Source organism: Streptomyces sp. NPDC001450 (assembly GCF_053597295.1).
Genome location: NZ_JBSFHY010000006.1, coordinates 206,876 through 219,848 on the forward strand (window position 1 = coordinate 206,876; position 12,973 = coordinate 219,848).

Consider the following 12,973-nt stretch of genomic DNA (forward strand, 5'->3'; position numbering starts at 1 on the left):
ACCCCGATGTCATGGTTCGCCGTTGACGACACCGCATGGTCACACCCGAAATTCGTCGCCGTTGGTAACGCGGCGCTCGGGCTGTGGCTGCGCGCGGGCAGCTACGCGGCGCAGCACCTGACCGACGGCATCGTGCCCGGCGTCGTCGTCCGGATGTGCAACGGCACCCCGGCGCAGGTGCGGAAGTTGGTCACGGCCGGGCTGTGGCACGAGCACGGGCACACCTGCCCGCACCCGAAGTGCGTGCAGCCGGCCCCCGGCGACTACTACATGCACGACTACCTCGCGCCATACAACCCATCGCGTCGCGAGGTGCAGGCCCGTCGCGACCGCGAGGCGGAGAAGAAACGGAAGTACCGGGCCGCCAAGGATGCGGCCGATCAGCTGCCGCTCGACGACACCGACCCGCGCCCGGACGACGGCGCCGACCGAGACGCCCCGCGCCGGCCGGCCCGCCCCGACACCCGCGAGCAGCAGCCGATCGCCGAGGACTGGCAGCCGAGCGACGACGACGTCGAGGCGGCGCAGCTCGCCCGCACCGACGCCGGCCGGCCGCAGCTCACCCCGCAGCAGCTCGACGCCGTGACCCGCAAGTTCGTGCGCCGCATGAGCGACGAGGGCAAGACGGCGGCCGCGTGGGGCGGCCGCTGGCAGCAGTGGGCCGAGACCGAGCGCACCGACCCGACGCCCGGCAGCAACGTCGTGCAGCTCGACGCCATGACCCGATCGCAACAGCAGCGCGCCGGACTCGAAGCGCTGCGGCAGCAGATGAACGGAGGACACACCGCATGACTCCCGAGGAGACGCTCGAACTGCTGTCGCAGATCGCCCTCGTCGACGACCGCGTCGTAAAGGTCGACCACATCGAGCAGCGCGCGCAGGTCACGATGTGGGCTGTTGTGCTGCGCGACGTGCCGCTGCAGTTCGCGGGCGAGGCGGTCGGCGCGCACTACGCCGCGAGCGCGTACCCGATCATGCCGAAGGATGTCGCCGAGCGGTGGCGGGCCGCGGTCCGTGACCGGCTCGGCCGGGCGACGGGCACGTTCGAGCCGACCGATCACCCTCGCCTCGACCCCGACGACGTCGGCGGGTACGTGCGGGCGCTGCGCACCGAGCGGGGCGCGATCGCCGGCGGCGACTCGCAGCCGGTCGCGGTCGCCGAGTTGATGCCTGCGGTCGGCGACCGGCTCGGCGGCGGCCGGGTCGCCGAACTCGTGCCCGCGAACCCCGAGTTTCGGGCGGCGAAAGAGACCCGGTACCCGCGGCGCAAGCAGCCGGCCGGGCCGCCCGAGCGGGCCGTGCACTGCCCGGCGTGCGGCGCCTCGCCAGGTAAGCCGTGCCGATCCATCGAACGCGGCCGCGTGCTGACCACGTGCCACGGCTCGCGCCGCGACCAGCACGAGGCGCAGCTCGCCACCGAGGCCAAGGGAGACGCGTCGTGAACCGTAAGCCGCTGCTCGCCGAGACCGTGCCCGACGGCACGTTCGGCGGCGCCCGAACCGCCCGCGAGCAGCAGCGCCGCGGGCCCGACCCCGAGGGACCCCGCCGCGGGGCGCTACTCGCCGCCCTCGTCGCCGAGATCGACCACGAACGCGGATACGGCGTGAACCTCCGATACCGACAGACCAGGGAGACAGCAGCATGACCGAGCAGCAGACGACCGCGGTAAGGGCACTGCTCGCCCTCGCCCGCCGCGCCGTCGACGCCGAGGCGGCGCAGGCGCTCGTCGACGAGGCGACCCGCGAACTGTCCGGCCGTACCGTCGTCCGCCCCGATCAGCAGCTCGTGCCACGCCGGTTCGTGCTGCGCCGGCGGCAGGACATATCCGGGATCAGCGGGCTCGGCGACGTCGCCGACGGCGTGCTGTGGCCGGACGGCACGGCGTCGATCCGGTGGCGCGGCGAGCACCCGAGCGTCGTTTTCTGGGATCGCGGTCGCGTGTCGGTCGAGGTCATCCATGGTCATCAGGGCGCGACCGAGGTCGTGTTCGTCGACGAGGACGACGAGCAGCCGGTCGCGGCCGCCGAGCCGGCTGCCGCCGCACCGCTGCGGGTGCGGCGCGTCCTCGATCACGCGCTACGGCGGCCGGTTCCATGCCCGGAGTGCGAGCGCACCTCGCCCTGCCGGTGCGCGAACGCCGACCGTACCGAGGCTCGCCTCGACGTCGTGCTCGGCGCGCTCGCGCCGTGGCTCAACACCGGGGCGGGCGAGGCGGCATGAGCAGCGAGTTTGATCACGACGACCTCGCCGACCTCGACGCCGACGACGTCGAGGCGCTCGGCGAGCTGTCCGACGACAAACTCGCGGCCGCCCTCGACTGGCTGTACGGAGACGACCCGCTCGCCGGCTACGCCACCCCCGCAACTCGGAAGCGCAAGCCCGGCGCAAAGGGCCGCGCGATCGAGGACGTTCGCCGAACCCTGTAGCCCGCCCGCTATCCACAGACTGTGAGGCACCCCATGGACCACACGACCGCCCCGAAACGCCAGACACTCACGACGGCCGACGCCGCGCTGTGGGTGCAGCACGACCGGGCGAACGCGCTCGCCGAAGTGGTCGACGCGATCCGCGCATGGCGCTACGCGCAGCCGGACAGTGACGGCGACGGCGTCGAGTTCGCGACCCTCGACGTGATCCTGAGCGCCGCCGTGATCGTCGGCGACGCTCCGCTGCAGCGACTGCAGCGGCCGGCGACTGTGGTCGAGGCGTGCGACGCGCACCGCGAGGTGATGGCCGCGCGGGCGCGCGCTTTCGAGGCGCTGCGGCTGGTGTGGGATCAGATCGAGGGTGCCTCGATCCGTGCGATCGCCGCCGCGCCGCAGGCGCCGAAAGGGTCGTAAGACGACGGCGGGGCGCCCATATCGCCGGCAAGCACCGGGCGCCCTCGCCACCCCTTCGCGGTGTGATCAGCCTACGCCCCACGCACCACAGGAGCGCTCACCATGCAGCACGCCGCCCGCCGTACCCCCGCCGACGACCTGCAAGTCGTCATAGACCACTGGACCGACATGCGCGACATGATCGACACCGCGACGCCACCCGTCGACGGCCGCGCCGCGTACCTGCGCGCCCTCGACGACCACGACCGCGACGAGGCTGCGCTCGCCCTGCAGCACGTGCAGCACCTCGTCACGAAGACTGACGAGCACGGCCGGCCGCGGTACGAGTGCCTGCACTGCGACTACGCCGGCGAGGGTCGCGCCCACACCCCGCGGACCGACCGCGACGCGCTCATGCTCGGCGAGCGCCCGGTGCCGCTGCGCCTGCACGTCGTCGACGCGTGCCGCGCCGTCGAGGTCGCGCTCTGCGAACTCGCCGACCAGGTCGCCGCCGACATTCAGCGCGACACGGTCAAGCCACTGCGCCGGCCGATCCCCGGCGACCCGGTCGGGCTGCAGCTCGCAATGATCGCCGCCCGCGACGAGGCCGACCCGAACCGGTGGCGGTTCAACCTCGGCGACCGGTCGGCCGTGCTCGCGGCCGAGTGGCTGCTCGGCCGGCTGCGCGGCGACGAGGGACCGTGCCTGCCACTGCACGACGCGCACCGCGCCTCGATCGCGCTCGTCGCCCGCGAGGCTGCGCGCCGGATCGAGCGGACGATCGGCGGGGTCGGCGCCCGGCAGTCGGTGCCGCTCGACCGGCCGTGCCCGTACTGCGGCAGCGAGTTGACCCTGCACCGCGGCGGCGGGCTCGACGACGTCGTCGTGTGCGCGGGCCCGATCTGCGAGGCGCCGGTCGGGCTCGACGGCGGCCGCCGTACCTGGTCGACGCCCGCGCAGCTCGCCGCGCTGCAGCGTGAACTCGACGCCGCGGCGCGGCGCCGGAAGCGGGCCGCCGATCGCGCGCGGCAGCGGGCGGCACGGCGGGTGGCCGCTTAGGGAAGACGCAGCACCGCCCGCCGGATCATGGCGGCGGTACGTCCTCCTCGACGAGCACGGCCTGTGCACGTGGTCAACGACGCCAACCCGGACATGTCGATGTGATGTAGCTCACTTTTTCCGTGATCGGCATCAGATTCGATCACAGTCGGCAGCGCCCCCATCACAGACGGGCATGATCACTTCCTTCCGTGGCGACGGAAGCAGATCAGGCACCCGCTACGTGTTCACCACTTGTGCACTCTCAAGGGATTCTCGGCCCGAGATAGGCACAAACTTCGGGTTTTGCGTTCCGTTTCTGAACGGATGACAAGGGCGCATCTCGTTAAGAATTTACCTCTTGGCGTCGCCCGTGGGACCGAGTTGACTTCCAGGCACCTCGGCTCGAAGGAGTGACGCCTATGAGGCAGTAGGCCTTTCCCCGGTTACCCCAACGCCCCTACTAGAACAGCGCGCCGCCGACGGCGGTCGAGAGTGAGGTGATCACTATGCGCTGGGGAGATCTCGGTATCGCCGTGCTGGGTGCTGTGATCGGGCACCTGCTCTTCTGGTGGTTCTTCATGCACATCATCCCCGCGCTGGCGGCCTGATCCGTGTGACTTGCTTACAGGTCGAGACACACGAATCAGGCACGCGGCGGCAACCACCACTAGGAGGTGATGGCCCAAGGCGAGCGTAGCGCTCGCCGGTATGGCGGTGCAGCAGCCAGCTGCACCGCCATACTCATGCGTTGCAACAGCCGTGAATCACAGCACCTACGCGGGCGGCGACACCCACACACGGGGGCCGCCGCCTCGCCATTCGATCAGGTCGGACTCGGCGACCTCGGCTGGGTCGAGTTCGAGGCCAGCTCGCCGCAGGAACTCGGCGACGTCGCGCAGCGAGTAGGCGAGCCCGAGATTCTCGCCGTCGACGCGCACTCGGCGGCCGCCGCCCGGCGAGGGCGGGTTCACGATCACGGGGCGCCGCGCGTCCATACAGCCATGGTCCGGCCGGGCCTGGCCGCCCGCAGCGCGAGGTGCCACGGCCGGGCATGGAACGACCCCGCCGCATCGGGCGGGGTCGGGGTCACTGCTCGTCGTCGCCGCGTAGGTCTGTGCGATCGCCGGGGCGCAGCTCGCGGTTCCCCCAGTAGGCGCGCACCTCGTCGAGATCCCACTCGTCACGGGTGCTGCCCTTGCGGCGCCGAGGCTGCGGGAAGTCGTCGTGCGTGCGTCGCCAGTTGTGCAGCGCCTGCCGGGAAACGCCGAGTTCAGCGGCAAGGGTCGTCATGTTCACGAGCGTTGGTTCGCGCTCGCCCGCGTCCGTCGACTGCGGTTCTTCCCGCTCTGGCATGCCGCTCATCCTGCCCTAACCTCATTGACACTGTAAAGCAGGTTCGCCTACCTTGAACCTGCACAACGGACTGCCCCGGTCGGCGCTGCCACGCCATACGGCCGGGGCGGACCGTGCCCCAAACCGTCGAGCAAAGGGCCGATCCGTGGCTGATAGTAACGGCGAGCGTCACACCGCACCCGAGCGTCACCGACCGCAGCTCACCGCCCTGCAGCGCCGCCTCGTCGCCGGCGTCGCGCTCGGCGGCGCCGCGATCGCCGTTATCGGGTTCATCGGCTCGTACGCCGCCGTTCGCCGGCTCGCGCTCGCGAAGGGGTTCGGTTCGTTCGCGATGCTGTTCCCGGTCGGGCTCGACTGCGGGATTCTCGTGCTGCTCGCCCTCGATCTGCTGCTCACGTGGCTACGCATGCCGCTCGCACTGCTGCGCCACATTGCATGGATGCTCACCGCGGCGACGATCGCGTTCAACGGCGCTGCCGCATGGCCCGACCCGATCGGCGTCGGCATGCACGCGACGATCCCCGTGCTGTTCGTCGCTGTCGTCGAGGCGGCACGGCACGCGATCGGCACCGCCGCGGACATCACCGCCGCCCGGCATATGGAGTCGGTACGGCTGTCTCGGTGGCTGCTCGCGCCGGTCGGCACGTTCCTGCTGTGGCGGCGTATGAAGCTGTACGAGCTGCGTTCGTACGAGGCTGTGATCGCCCTTGAACAAGAGCGGTTGATCGAGCGGGCTCGGCTGCGCCGGCGGTACGGGTGGCGGTGGCGGTCACAGGCGCCCCTCGACGAGGTGCTCGCACTGCGGCTCACGCGGTACGGCCGCCCCCTCACCCCGGTCGAGGGCGTACTCGACGTCGACGACGCCCCGGCCGCCCTCGCCCCGGCGGTCGGGTACGTCGTCGGGTACGCCCCGGCGGCAGACGAGGGCGCCCTCGCCCTGCAGGGCGCCCCGGCGCTGCCCGCCCCGCCCTCGGCCGCCCCGAATGAGGGCGCCCCCGAGCGCCCTGCCCCGGAACCCGAGGGCGCCCCGGCCGAGCCGGACCCGACCGACGAGGGCGCCCCCGAGCGCCCCGCCGCCGACGACGAGGGCGCCCCCGACGAGCCCGCCCCGGACACCGAGGGCGCCCCGGAGCGCCCCGGCGGCGAGGACACCGACGAGACCGAGGCGCCGCGCGACGAGCAGCACGTGCCGACCCGCAGCAGTGTGAAGCGGAAGATCGAGGCGCTGTACGCCGAGCTGAACGGTCGGCCCGGCGAGGGCGCGATCGTCAAGCTGCTCGAAGCCGAGGCGCGGCACGGCTACCCGTACAAGTCCCGCCGCCACGCGCAGAAGCTGCGCGACGAGGTCGAGGCGGCCGACCCGAAGCTGCTCGAACTCGGCTCGCCGAACGTGCGCGCCATGACCGGCTGACGGTCTGACTCTGACTGCAACTGCAGTCGCAGCTCGACCTCACCCCCCTCTCACCCGCCCATACACGCCCGCAGACACACCGCCGCAGCGCCGCGACTGCAGTCGCAGTGAAGGAGTAACCCCGGTGAGCGACACGACCGCACCGCCCGCACCGGCCGCGGCAGCGCCCGCACCGCCCGACCCGGCGGCCGCGCCGCCGCCCGCACCCGAGCCCGCACCGCCGGCCGAGTCGGCCGAGACCGAGCCGAGGCAGCGCACCCCGCGCCGCCGCGGTGTACCGGTCGAGCCGCTCGTGATCGGCGTCGGAAACGGAACCGCCGTCGCGGCGACCGCCGCGTATCAGGCGGCCGGTCCGATGGGGCTCGCCGCGGCCGCTGGAACCGTCGTTGTCCTCGCGGCCGGCGGCGCCCTGCAGCGTCGCCGTACCGTCCGCACCCGCACCACGACCGGGGCGGGGCGTACGCGGGGCGGGGCGGGATCGACGAACCGAGGGCGTACTCGGGGCGGGGCGTCCGGCGGCACGTCGGGGCGGGGCGCCTCGGGCCAGGGCGGATCGTCCCGCCGGGGCGGCAACGCCGGGGCGTCCGGGGCGGGTTCCGGGGCGCGCGGCGGGGCGGGCCGTACTCACCGGGGCGCCCTCGGCTCGGTCGGCGGGCGGGGCGCGGGGCGCCTGAAGACGCCCCGGCTCAAGTCGCCCAAGAGCGGCGGGAAGCACAAGCGCCCCGGCAGCAAGAACAACTCGCCCTCGACGAGGAACCGCACGCCCCGCACCCGCAGCCGGCTCGGCATGCTGCGCCCCGCCGCGAGTGCCGCCCGCCGCGGCATGGCAGGCGCCGGCCGCCTCGTACGCGGAACGGGGCGCGGCATCGCTGCCGCCGCCCGCGGTACGCGGCGGGGCGTAGCGGCCGCCGCCCGCGGGGTCGCGCGTGCTGCCCGCTGGACGGCTCGCCCCGGTCGCGCACTCTGGCGTCGCACCGAGCGGGCGCGACGAGTAATAGCTCGCCGAACCGCACGCGCCGCGGGCGCTCTGTGGGATGCCGCACTCGCCGCGGGCGCCGGACTCGTCGGCGCTGTCTGGCAGCGCAGTTGGCGGGCCGGTCTCGCCACCATGCGCGCGCTGTGGCAGCGCCGCCGCAGGAACCGCGCGGCACGCCGAGCGGCCGCCGGACCCGCCATGACCGGACCGACGATCGCGGCGACACCGCCCGCGGTCGCCCCCTACGTACGCCGCCCGGCGACCGCCGGCGGATCCCCCTCGACCCTCGGAGGACACGCCATGACCGGCGGACACCACTTCCTTGCCCCCGCACTGGAGATGCAGCGGATTGCAGCCGCGTACGCGCCCGACGGCATGATGCAGGTCGGCCGCGACTTCGGAGCGCTGCCCGATGCTCTTGATGCCATCGCCGAATCGATGAAGATCTCGGTCGCCAAGGCCGACGCTAAGTTCCCGCTCGACCCGAACATCGTCGAAATCATGAAGCAGATCTACCTCTTGCAGCGCAAGGCAATGGAACTCGCCGAGCAACTGCCGGGCGCCTTCCAGAGGCTGCACCACGTCGACATTGACCGCCTGCAGAACCCGCGCAAGGGCCGGCACGGCGAGGCCATGTGGGACACGCACACGAACGTCGACACGACTCTCTGAGGGACGGACAGTGCAGATCGATTGGGAATCGGGGCACGGTCCGTTCACCGCCCCGATCAGCGCCGCCGGCAGCGCGCTCGCCGCCTCGTACGCGGCGAACGCGGCCGGCGTCACCCCATGGTGGGGCGCCGCGGTCGCTGGCGCCGGGCTCGTCGGCTCGCACATCGCGGGCCGACGGGACGGCGCCGGCCGGGGCAGCCTCGTACTCCGCGCGGCCGCATGGGTCGGTGCGGGTGCGTGGTGCTCATGGGCAATGAACGCGGGCCCGTGGACGGTCAACTGTCTGTCGGCGCTCGCGTCCGGTGCGGTCGCCCTCGGCGCAGGCATGTACGGCAACCGGGCCGCACGTCGTCGTGCCGAGCAGCGGCTCGCCGCCGAGGCGGCCGCCGCCGAGCGGTCGCTCGTCGCGGGCAGGCACCGGGCGCTCGCCGCCGAGTGGTCGGCCCGGTTCGCCCGCGTGTGCGGGATCGAGGGCGTGCAGGTCGTCGGCGTCGAGCTGTGGGAGCAGGGCGGCGGGTTCACCCTCGAAGGGCAGTTGCCCGAGGGCGGGAACACGTGGCGCGACGTGCAGCGGTGGCAAGACGGGCTCGCCGCCGACGCGCGGCTGCCGAACGGCTGCTCGGTCGAGGTGACCGAGGGCGCCGACCGCGGCAGCTTCCTCGCGAACGTCGAGACCGAGAATCAGATCGCCGCCGGCCCGACCATGTACCCCGACGACTACTCGCCCCGGTCGCTGAACGACGGGCTGCAGCTCGGATTCCACAAGGACGGCACCGAGGCTGCGCCGTGCATCCGGCAACTGACGGCGATCTTCACCGGCCGTAAGGGCAGCGGTAAGTCGAACCTGATGAACGTCGCGATCGCCGGGCAGTTGCGCATGGTCGACGTGCTCGTGTGGGTGATCGACCTTAACGGCGGTTCCCTCGCGCTGCCGTGGCTGCGCGCATGGCACAAGGCGGGGCGCCCCGGCCGTCCGCCGATCGACTGGGTCGCCGACACCCCCGAGAAAGTGCTCGCCATGGCCGAGGCGCTGCTGCGGATCTCGAAGGCTCGGAAACCGGGGTACGCCGACCTGCAGATCGAGGCGGACGACGACAAGATTCCGGTGTCGTCACAGGTGCCCGGCATCATTGCGAACGCCGACGAGGTCGCCGAGTTGTACAGCAGCAAGGCACGCCGGCACCCGATCCTGCGCCGGGCGGGCGACGCGCTGCTGCAGGTCGTCGAGCTCGCCCGCGCCGTGGCGTGCAACGTGATCGCGTCGGCGCTGCGGGCAACGCAGGATGTGCTCGAAGAGCCGCAGCTCGTCGTGCAGTCCGGGCTCAAGATCGCCATGAAGAGTGACGACCGCGAGATCGCGTACCTGATGGGGTGGAACGACAAGATCTCGCCGGACGACATGCCCGTCGCGGGCACCGGGGCGATCAAGGTGCTCGACGACCCGGCCCGCCCCCTGGTCGTCTACCGGATGACACCGAGCGAGATCGCCCGGATCGTCGTCGCGACCGCCGAGTACCGGCCCGAACTCGACGAGCTGTCCCGCCGCGCCGCCGGCGAGGCGTACGAGCGTCGCTGGGAGGACACCGAGCACCTGTTCACCGGGCAGCCCGTCGCCGTGGCGGTCGCCGAGCGCGAGCCCGAGGTCGAGGCCGAGCAGCCGGTACGCGAGGGGTGGGCCGACCCGACAGCCGATTGGGGCACGCCCGATCAGGTGCCGAGCGGCGACGACGCGATCGCCGGCGCCGACGAAGCAATGCGCCGGATTCACGAGCGGATCGACGACGCGACCACCCGAGGCGGCGACCCCGACCTCGACGCCGAGGTGCGCGGCATCTTCGAGGCGAGCGGGCTCGGCTACACCCCGCCCGACCTCGGCGCCGCGATCGCCGACGTGCAGCAGTCCGGCGACGACCCGCGCAAGGCGATCGTGTTCGAGATCGTGCGCGGCGCGGGCGTCGACGGGATCGGGCCCGAGGCGATCCGCGACGTGATCGCCCGCCTGCACCCCGACCTCGACGTGCCGCACGCCGCCACGATCGGCCGATGGCTCGGCACCGACCCGCGCGTACATAAGCCGAAGTTCGGCCGCTACGCCGTACGCCCCACGAACGGAGACGAGCAGTGACCAGTACCGAACTCGTGCACGTGCCCCGCCCCGAGCCGCGCCGGCTCAACGTCCGCCCGTACGTCGCCGGCACGGTCCGCGTGGTCGGCGACGCGGTGCGGCAGCTCGCCGTACTCGCACTGCTCGTCACACCGGCGATCGCGATAACCCCTGACCACGACTGGAACCTGCAGCCGCCGCCGTCGTGGCTCGGCCTCGTCGTCGTCATGCTCGCGCTGCTCGGCGTCGAGCGGATCGGGCTCGCCCTGCACGACCTCGGCGACTCGATCGAGCACCCCACGCACTGACCGCCCGCCCGAGCGAGGAACCCGCCATGTACCCCGAGCCGTACACCCGACAGCCGACAGCCGGCCCGCTCGCCCCGCGGGTCGCGGAAGTAACACAGATCATCCCGGCCGCCGAGCAGAACCTCGTGCCCGCCCCGCCGCCCGGCATGCGCGTGATCGGGTACGTGCGGATCGACGGCATGTTGTACGCGCAGTACGGGCCCGAGTACGAGCCGGCCGTGCCCACACCGTCGCCCGCCCCGTCCGGGCTCGACCCGCAGGCGCAACGCACCGCCGCGCGCGGGCTGTTCGCCGCCGGGGCGGGTGTCGGCGCCTACTTCGCACTCAAGGCGTTCGCCCTCGTCGCCGAGTCCCTCGTGCAGCTCATGATCGCGGCCGCCGTGCTTGGCGTCGTGTGGGCACTGCCGACCGGTCGCCGCGGGCGCGAGGGACCGACGTACATCATCACGAACAATCACGGGCTGCTCGCCGGCTGGAAGTCGCAGAACGGCCCGCGCCGGTAGCCGCACACGCCCCCGCTGCGCCCCGTACCGCACCCCTCGCGGTACGGGGCGCCGTCACGAGAGGATCGGGCCCATGACCGACGAGTTCCTGCAGTGGCTGCCCGAGCAGCCGGTCGCCGTATCGCTCGACGCCGGGTCGCAGTGGCTGCTCGTCGACGACCTCGTGCGTGCCGAGGCGGCATACGAGCGCGCCGAGCGGGCTCACTGGACACGGACCGTCGAGGCGTTCGGCGGCAGCGCCGACGCCCGCCCGGATACCGCGTAACGAGCAGCCACTGCACACCCCTTGACGCCCCGTTCGGCACCTCGCCGGGCGGGGCGTCGCCGTATCCCGAGGGAACAAACAGTGCATGTCCGACTCGCGCAACTGTGACGTCGGACATATTTGTACCGGGCGGTAAGAGCGGCGCTCTGGCAGCCCGCCGAGGGGCGGCGCGCACCATTCCGCGAGCATTCCGCGCGCAGTTTGAAGCCAAATCGCGCGCGAAATGGCGCCAAATCGCGCGCAGTTTGAACTCGTTTCTCAGACGGGTTCGCAGGTCAGCGCGTTGTGTCCCCGGGGGACTCCCGAGTCCCTCGCGCGCGCGTAATCCCCTCCCCTCCCCTCCTACCTGTGGTGGCCGTAGAGAGAGCAACTACCGGTAGTGGCGGGCGCGCGCTCGAACCGCTCACTCTCCGAACCCGCCCCGACGAGACTTGCGAACCCCCGAACCGTGTCGCACCCTGGGAGCGCAAGACGACCGCTGCCCACACAGCGACAGCGAAGACGACGCCCCCGACGCCGACACCGGCCGGGGGCGTTCGTGTATCCACCGAACGCCGGTCGCCACCCCCCGTCGACCGGCCCGGCGCCGCCTCACCGGCCCGAGGCGGCGCCGCCCCCAACTCCGGGCGGATGACAGAGACGAACCATGGCGGCTCAAGGTTCAATCTCTTTGACCTCGACTCCCTCTGTTAGCGTCTGAAGGTCTTCAGCGTCCTGATCTAGCCTCTGCACAGCGACCCAACCCTTCTTCCACCCCTTGACGAATTTGGGGATGGCGGCACCTGTTTCTTCCGAGTGGATAATGCACCATTTAACAAAAGGCGCCGCAGTGGCAGCCGCCCCGCTAAACAGCAGGTCCACCACCAATGGCGAACCCATGCGCAGCCTGATGACCTTCGGCTCAGTCCACCCTCGGGCCGCGGCCCGAGCATCCCAAAAATCTTGTTGGCTGGCTTCGGCGCCGTGAACCCGGGCCACTGCCTCCAGGGCAATCGCTCCGCTGATCACCTCTTCAAGCAAGTCGAAGCACCTACCGACCTTCCACAGCGGGACCACTCCAGGAAGCTGCGCCGACAGGCGCAATGTCACGGACTCTTCCTGCACCGCCACGGCAGACCCCTTTCGCGCACCTAGCCACAACGTAGATCCACAGCACATTGCCCGCGCCCCGAGTGAAGCCCCCTCCCGCCGTTCGGGTGACTATGAAGGAGGCTGCTTGCGCCTACGCCTCACCGACGGACAGCACGAGGTCGAGATCACGGCCAAGGGCTACAGCCGACGCCGCCTCGACGACGCCGAGAACGCAGCACTGCGCATGCTCGACGCGCTGCGAGACGAGCAGCCGAGTCGGCCGGGCGTGACGTTCGGGTTCACAGCCGACACCACACTCGACGGCGTCAGCCTCGACAGCAGCACCGAACGCGCCGAGCCCTACGACGACGACCGCGACCAGGGCGATGAGGACGACGACGCATGAGCGGCGGATGGCACGGCAGCAGACGACGGTACGAGCTGCCGCCC

Annotated in this window: 17 protein-coding genes; 14 read left to right on the forward strand and 3 right to left on the reverse strand. The window is 72.0% G+C overall.

Annotated features, from left to right (window positions below; translation table 11 throughout):
• The first annotated feature begins 6 nt into the window (after positions 1 to 6).
• From ACWC5O_RS08700 to ACWC5O_RS08730, 7 genes are all read left to right on the forward strand, one after another.
• Positions 7 to 792 carry a hypothetical protein gene (locus ACWC5O_RS08700; RefSeq protein WP_450585700.1) on the forward strand — a complete coding sequence of 262 codons (786 nt, stop codon included), beginning with the start codon at positions 7 to 9 and terminating at the stop codon, positions 790 to 792.
• Positions 789 to 1,442 carry a zinc finger domain-containing protein gene (locus tag ACWC5O_RS08705; RefSeq protein WP_450585698.1) on the forward strand — a complete coding sequence of 218 codons (654 nt, stop codon included), beginning with the start codon at positions 789 to 791 and terminating at the stop codon, positions 1,440 to 1,442. Before ACWC5O_RS08700 ends, ACWC5O_RS08705 begins: the two co-directional genes overlap by 4 nt.
• Positions 1,439 to 1,645: a hypothetical protein gene (locus ACWC5O_RS08710; protein WP_450585696.1), complete on the forward strand. Its 207-nt coding sequence runs from the start codon at positions 1,439 to 1,441 to the stop codon at positions 1,643 to 1,645. The genes ACWC5O_RS08705 and ACWC5O_RS08710 overlap by 4 nt, the downstream gene beginning before the upstream one ends.
• Positions 1,642 to 2,220: a hypothetical protein gene (locus ACWC5O_RS08715; protein WP_450585695.1), complete on the forward strand. Its 579-nt coding sequence runs from the start codon at positions 1,642 to 1,644 to the stop codon at positions 2,218 to 2,220. The genes ACWC5O_RS08710 and ACWC5O_RS08715 overlap by 4 nt, the downstream gene beginning before the upstream one ends.
• Positions 2,217 to 2,426 (forward strand): hypothetical protein, encoded by a 210-nt coding sequence (locus ACWC5O_RS08720; protein WP_450585693.1) that lies wholly within the window; start codon positions 2,217 to 2,219, stop codon positions 2,424 to 2,426. The genes ACWC5O_RS08715 and ACWC5O_RS08720 overlap by 4 nt, the downstream gene beginning before the upstream one ends.
• 33 nt (positions 2,427 to 2,459) lie before the next feature.
• Positions 2,460 to 2,840: a hypothetical protein gene (locus ACWC5O_RS08725; RefSeq protein ID WP_450585692.1), complete on the forward strand. Its 381-nt coding sequence runs from the start codon at positions 2,460 to 2,462 to the stop codon at positions 2,838 to 2,840.
• 102 nt (positions 2,841 to 2,942) lie between these two features.
• A complete protein-coding gene (locus ACWC5O_RS08730; protein ID WP_450585690.1) occupies positions 2,943 to 3,878 on the forward strand; it encodes a hypothetical protein in 936 nt (311 codons plus the stop codon).
• Between the two features lie 755 nt (positions 3,879 to 4,633).
• Here ACWC5O_RS08730 and ACWC5O_RS08735 read toward each other — a convergent pair.
• Both ACWC5O_RS08735 and ACWC5O_RS08740 read right to left on the reverse strand, forming a co-directional pair.
• Positions 4,634 to 4,855: a hypothetical protein gene (locus ACWC5O_RS08735; protein ID WP_450585688.1), complete on the reverse strand. Its 222-nt coding sequence runs from the start codon at positions 4,853 to 4,855 to the stop codon at positions 4,634 to 4,636.
• A 91-nt stretch (positions 4,856 to 4,946) separates the two neighbouring features.
• Complete coding sequence (locus ACWC5O_RS08740; RefSeq protein WP_450585686.1) at positions 4,947 to 5,213, reverse strand: helix-turn-helix transcriptional regulator; 267 nt, start codon at positions 5,211 to 5,213, stop codon at positions 4,947 to 4,949.
• A gap of 145 nt (positions 5,214 to 5,358) precedes the next feature.
• Between ACWC5O_RS08740 and ACWC5O_RS08745 the strand changes: the two genes are divergently transcribed.
• From ACWC5O_RS08745 to ACWC5O_RS08770, 6 genes are all read left to right on the forward strand, one after another.
• On the forward strand, positions 5,359 to 6,624 hold the full coding sequence (locus tag ACWC5O_RS08745) for a DUF2637 domain-containing protein (RefSeq protein ID WP_450585684.1): 1,266 nt from the start codon (positions 5,359 to 5,361) through the stop codon (positions 6,622 to 6,624).
• 124 nt (positions 6,625 to 6,748) lie between these two features.
• Positions 6,749 to 8,272, forward strand: a complete 1,524-nt coding sequence (locus ACWC5O_RS08750) for a hypothetical protein (protein WP_450585682.1) — start codon at positions 6,749 to 6,751, stop codon at positions 8,270 to 8,272.
• A gap of 10 nt (positions 8,273 to 8,282) precedes the next feature.
• Positions 8,283 to 10,397, forward strand: coding sequence for a hypothetical protein (locus ACWC5O_RS08755; protein ID WP_450585680.1), 2,115 nt, complete (start codon positions 8,283 to 8,285; stop codon positions 10,395 to 10,397).
• Entirely contained in the window at positions 10,394 to 10,684 is a 291-nt protein-coding gene (locus ACWC5O_RS08760) for a hypothetical protein (protein WP_450585678.1), read from the forward strand. The genes ACWC5O_RS08755 and ACWC5O_RS08760 overlap by 4 nt, the downstream gene beginning before the upstream one ends.
• A gap of 26 nt (positions 10,685 to 10,710) precedes the next feature.
• On the forward strand, positions 10,711 to 11,187 hold the full coding sequence (locus ACWC5O_RS08765; protein WP_450585677.1) for a hypothetical protein: 477 nt from the start codon (positions 10,711 to 10,713) through the stop codon (positions 11,185 to 11,187).
• A gap of 73 nt (positions 11,188 to 11,260) precedes the next feature.
• Positions 11,261 to 11,452 (forward strand): hypothetical protein, encoded by a 192-nt coding sequence (locus tag ACWC5O_RS08770; RefSeq protein WP_450585675.1) that lies wholly within the window; start codon positions 11,261 to 11,263, stop codon positions 11,450 to 11,452.
• Between the two features lie 654 nt (positions 11,453 to 12,106).
• On the opposite strand, the gene ACWC5O_RS08775 is transcribed toward ACWC5O_RS08770, so the two are convergent.
• Entirely contained in the window at positions 12,107 to 12,562 is a 456-nt protein-coding gene (locus ACWC5O_RS08775) for a hypothetical protein (RefSeq protein ID WP_450585674.1), read from the reverse strand.
• 106 nt (positions 12,563 to 12,668) lie between these two features.
• Here ACWC5O_RS08775 and ACWC5O_RS08780 point away from each other — a divergent pair, with 106 nt between their 5' ends.
• Entirely contained in the window at positions 12,669 to 12,929 is a 261-nt protein-coding gene (locus ACWC5O_RS08780) for a hypothetical protein (protein ID WP_450585672.1), read from the forward strand.
• Positions 12,930 to 12,973: the final 44 nt, after the last annotated feature.

Excerpts from the sequence above, each read along its gene's own strand:
- ACWC5O_RS08700 (WP_450585700.1), top strand. The coding sequence starts at position 7 with ATGTCATGGTTCGCCGTTGACGACACCGCATGGTCACACCCGAAATTC.
- ACWC5O_RS08705 (WP_450585698.1), top strand. The coding sequence starts at position 789 with ATGACTCCCGAGGAGACGCTCGAACTGCTGTCGCAGATCGCCCTCGTC.
- ACWC5O_RS08715 (WP_450585695.1), top strand. The coding sequence starts at position 1,642 with ATGACCGAGCAGCAGACGACCGCGGTAAGGGCACTGCTCGCCCTCGCC.
- ACWC5O_RS08720 (WP_450585693.1), top strand. The coding sequence starts at position 2,217 with ATGAGCAGCGAGTTTGATCACGACGACCTCGCCGACCTCGACGCCGAC.
- ACWC5O_RS08725 (WP_450585692.1), top strand. The coding sequence starts at position 2,460 with ATGGACCACACGACCGCCCCGAAACGCCAGACACTCACGACGGCCGAC.
- ACWC5O_RS08730 (WP_450585690.1), top strand. The coding sequence starts at position 2,943 with ATGCAGCACGCCGCCCGCCGTACCCCCGCCGACGACCTGCAAGTCGTC.
- ACWC5O_RS08735 (WP_450585688.1), bottom strand. The coding sequence starts at position 4,855 with ATGGACGCGCGGCGCCCCGTGATCGTGAACCCGCCCTCGCCGGGCGGC.
- ACWC5O_RS08740 (WP_450585686.1), bottom strand. The coding sequence starts at position 5,213 with ATGCCAGAGCGGGAAGAACCGCAGTCGACGGACGCGGGCGAGCGCGAA.
- ACWC5O_RS08765 (WP_450585677.1), top strand. The coding sequence starts at position 10,711 with ATGTACCCCGAGCCGTACACCCGACAGCCGACAGCCGGCCCGCTCGCC.
- ACWC5O_RS08770 (WP_450585675.1), top strand. The coding sequence starts at position 11,261 with ATGACCGACGAGTTCCTGCAGTGGCTGCCCGAGCAGCCGGTCGCCGTA.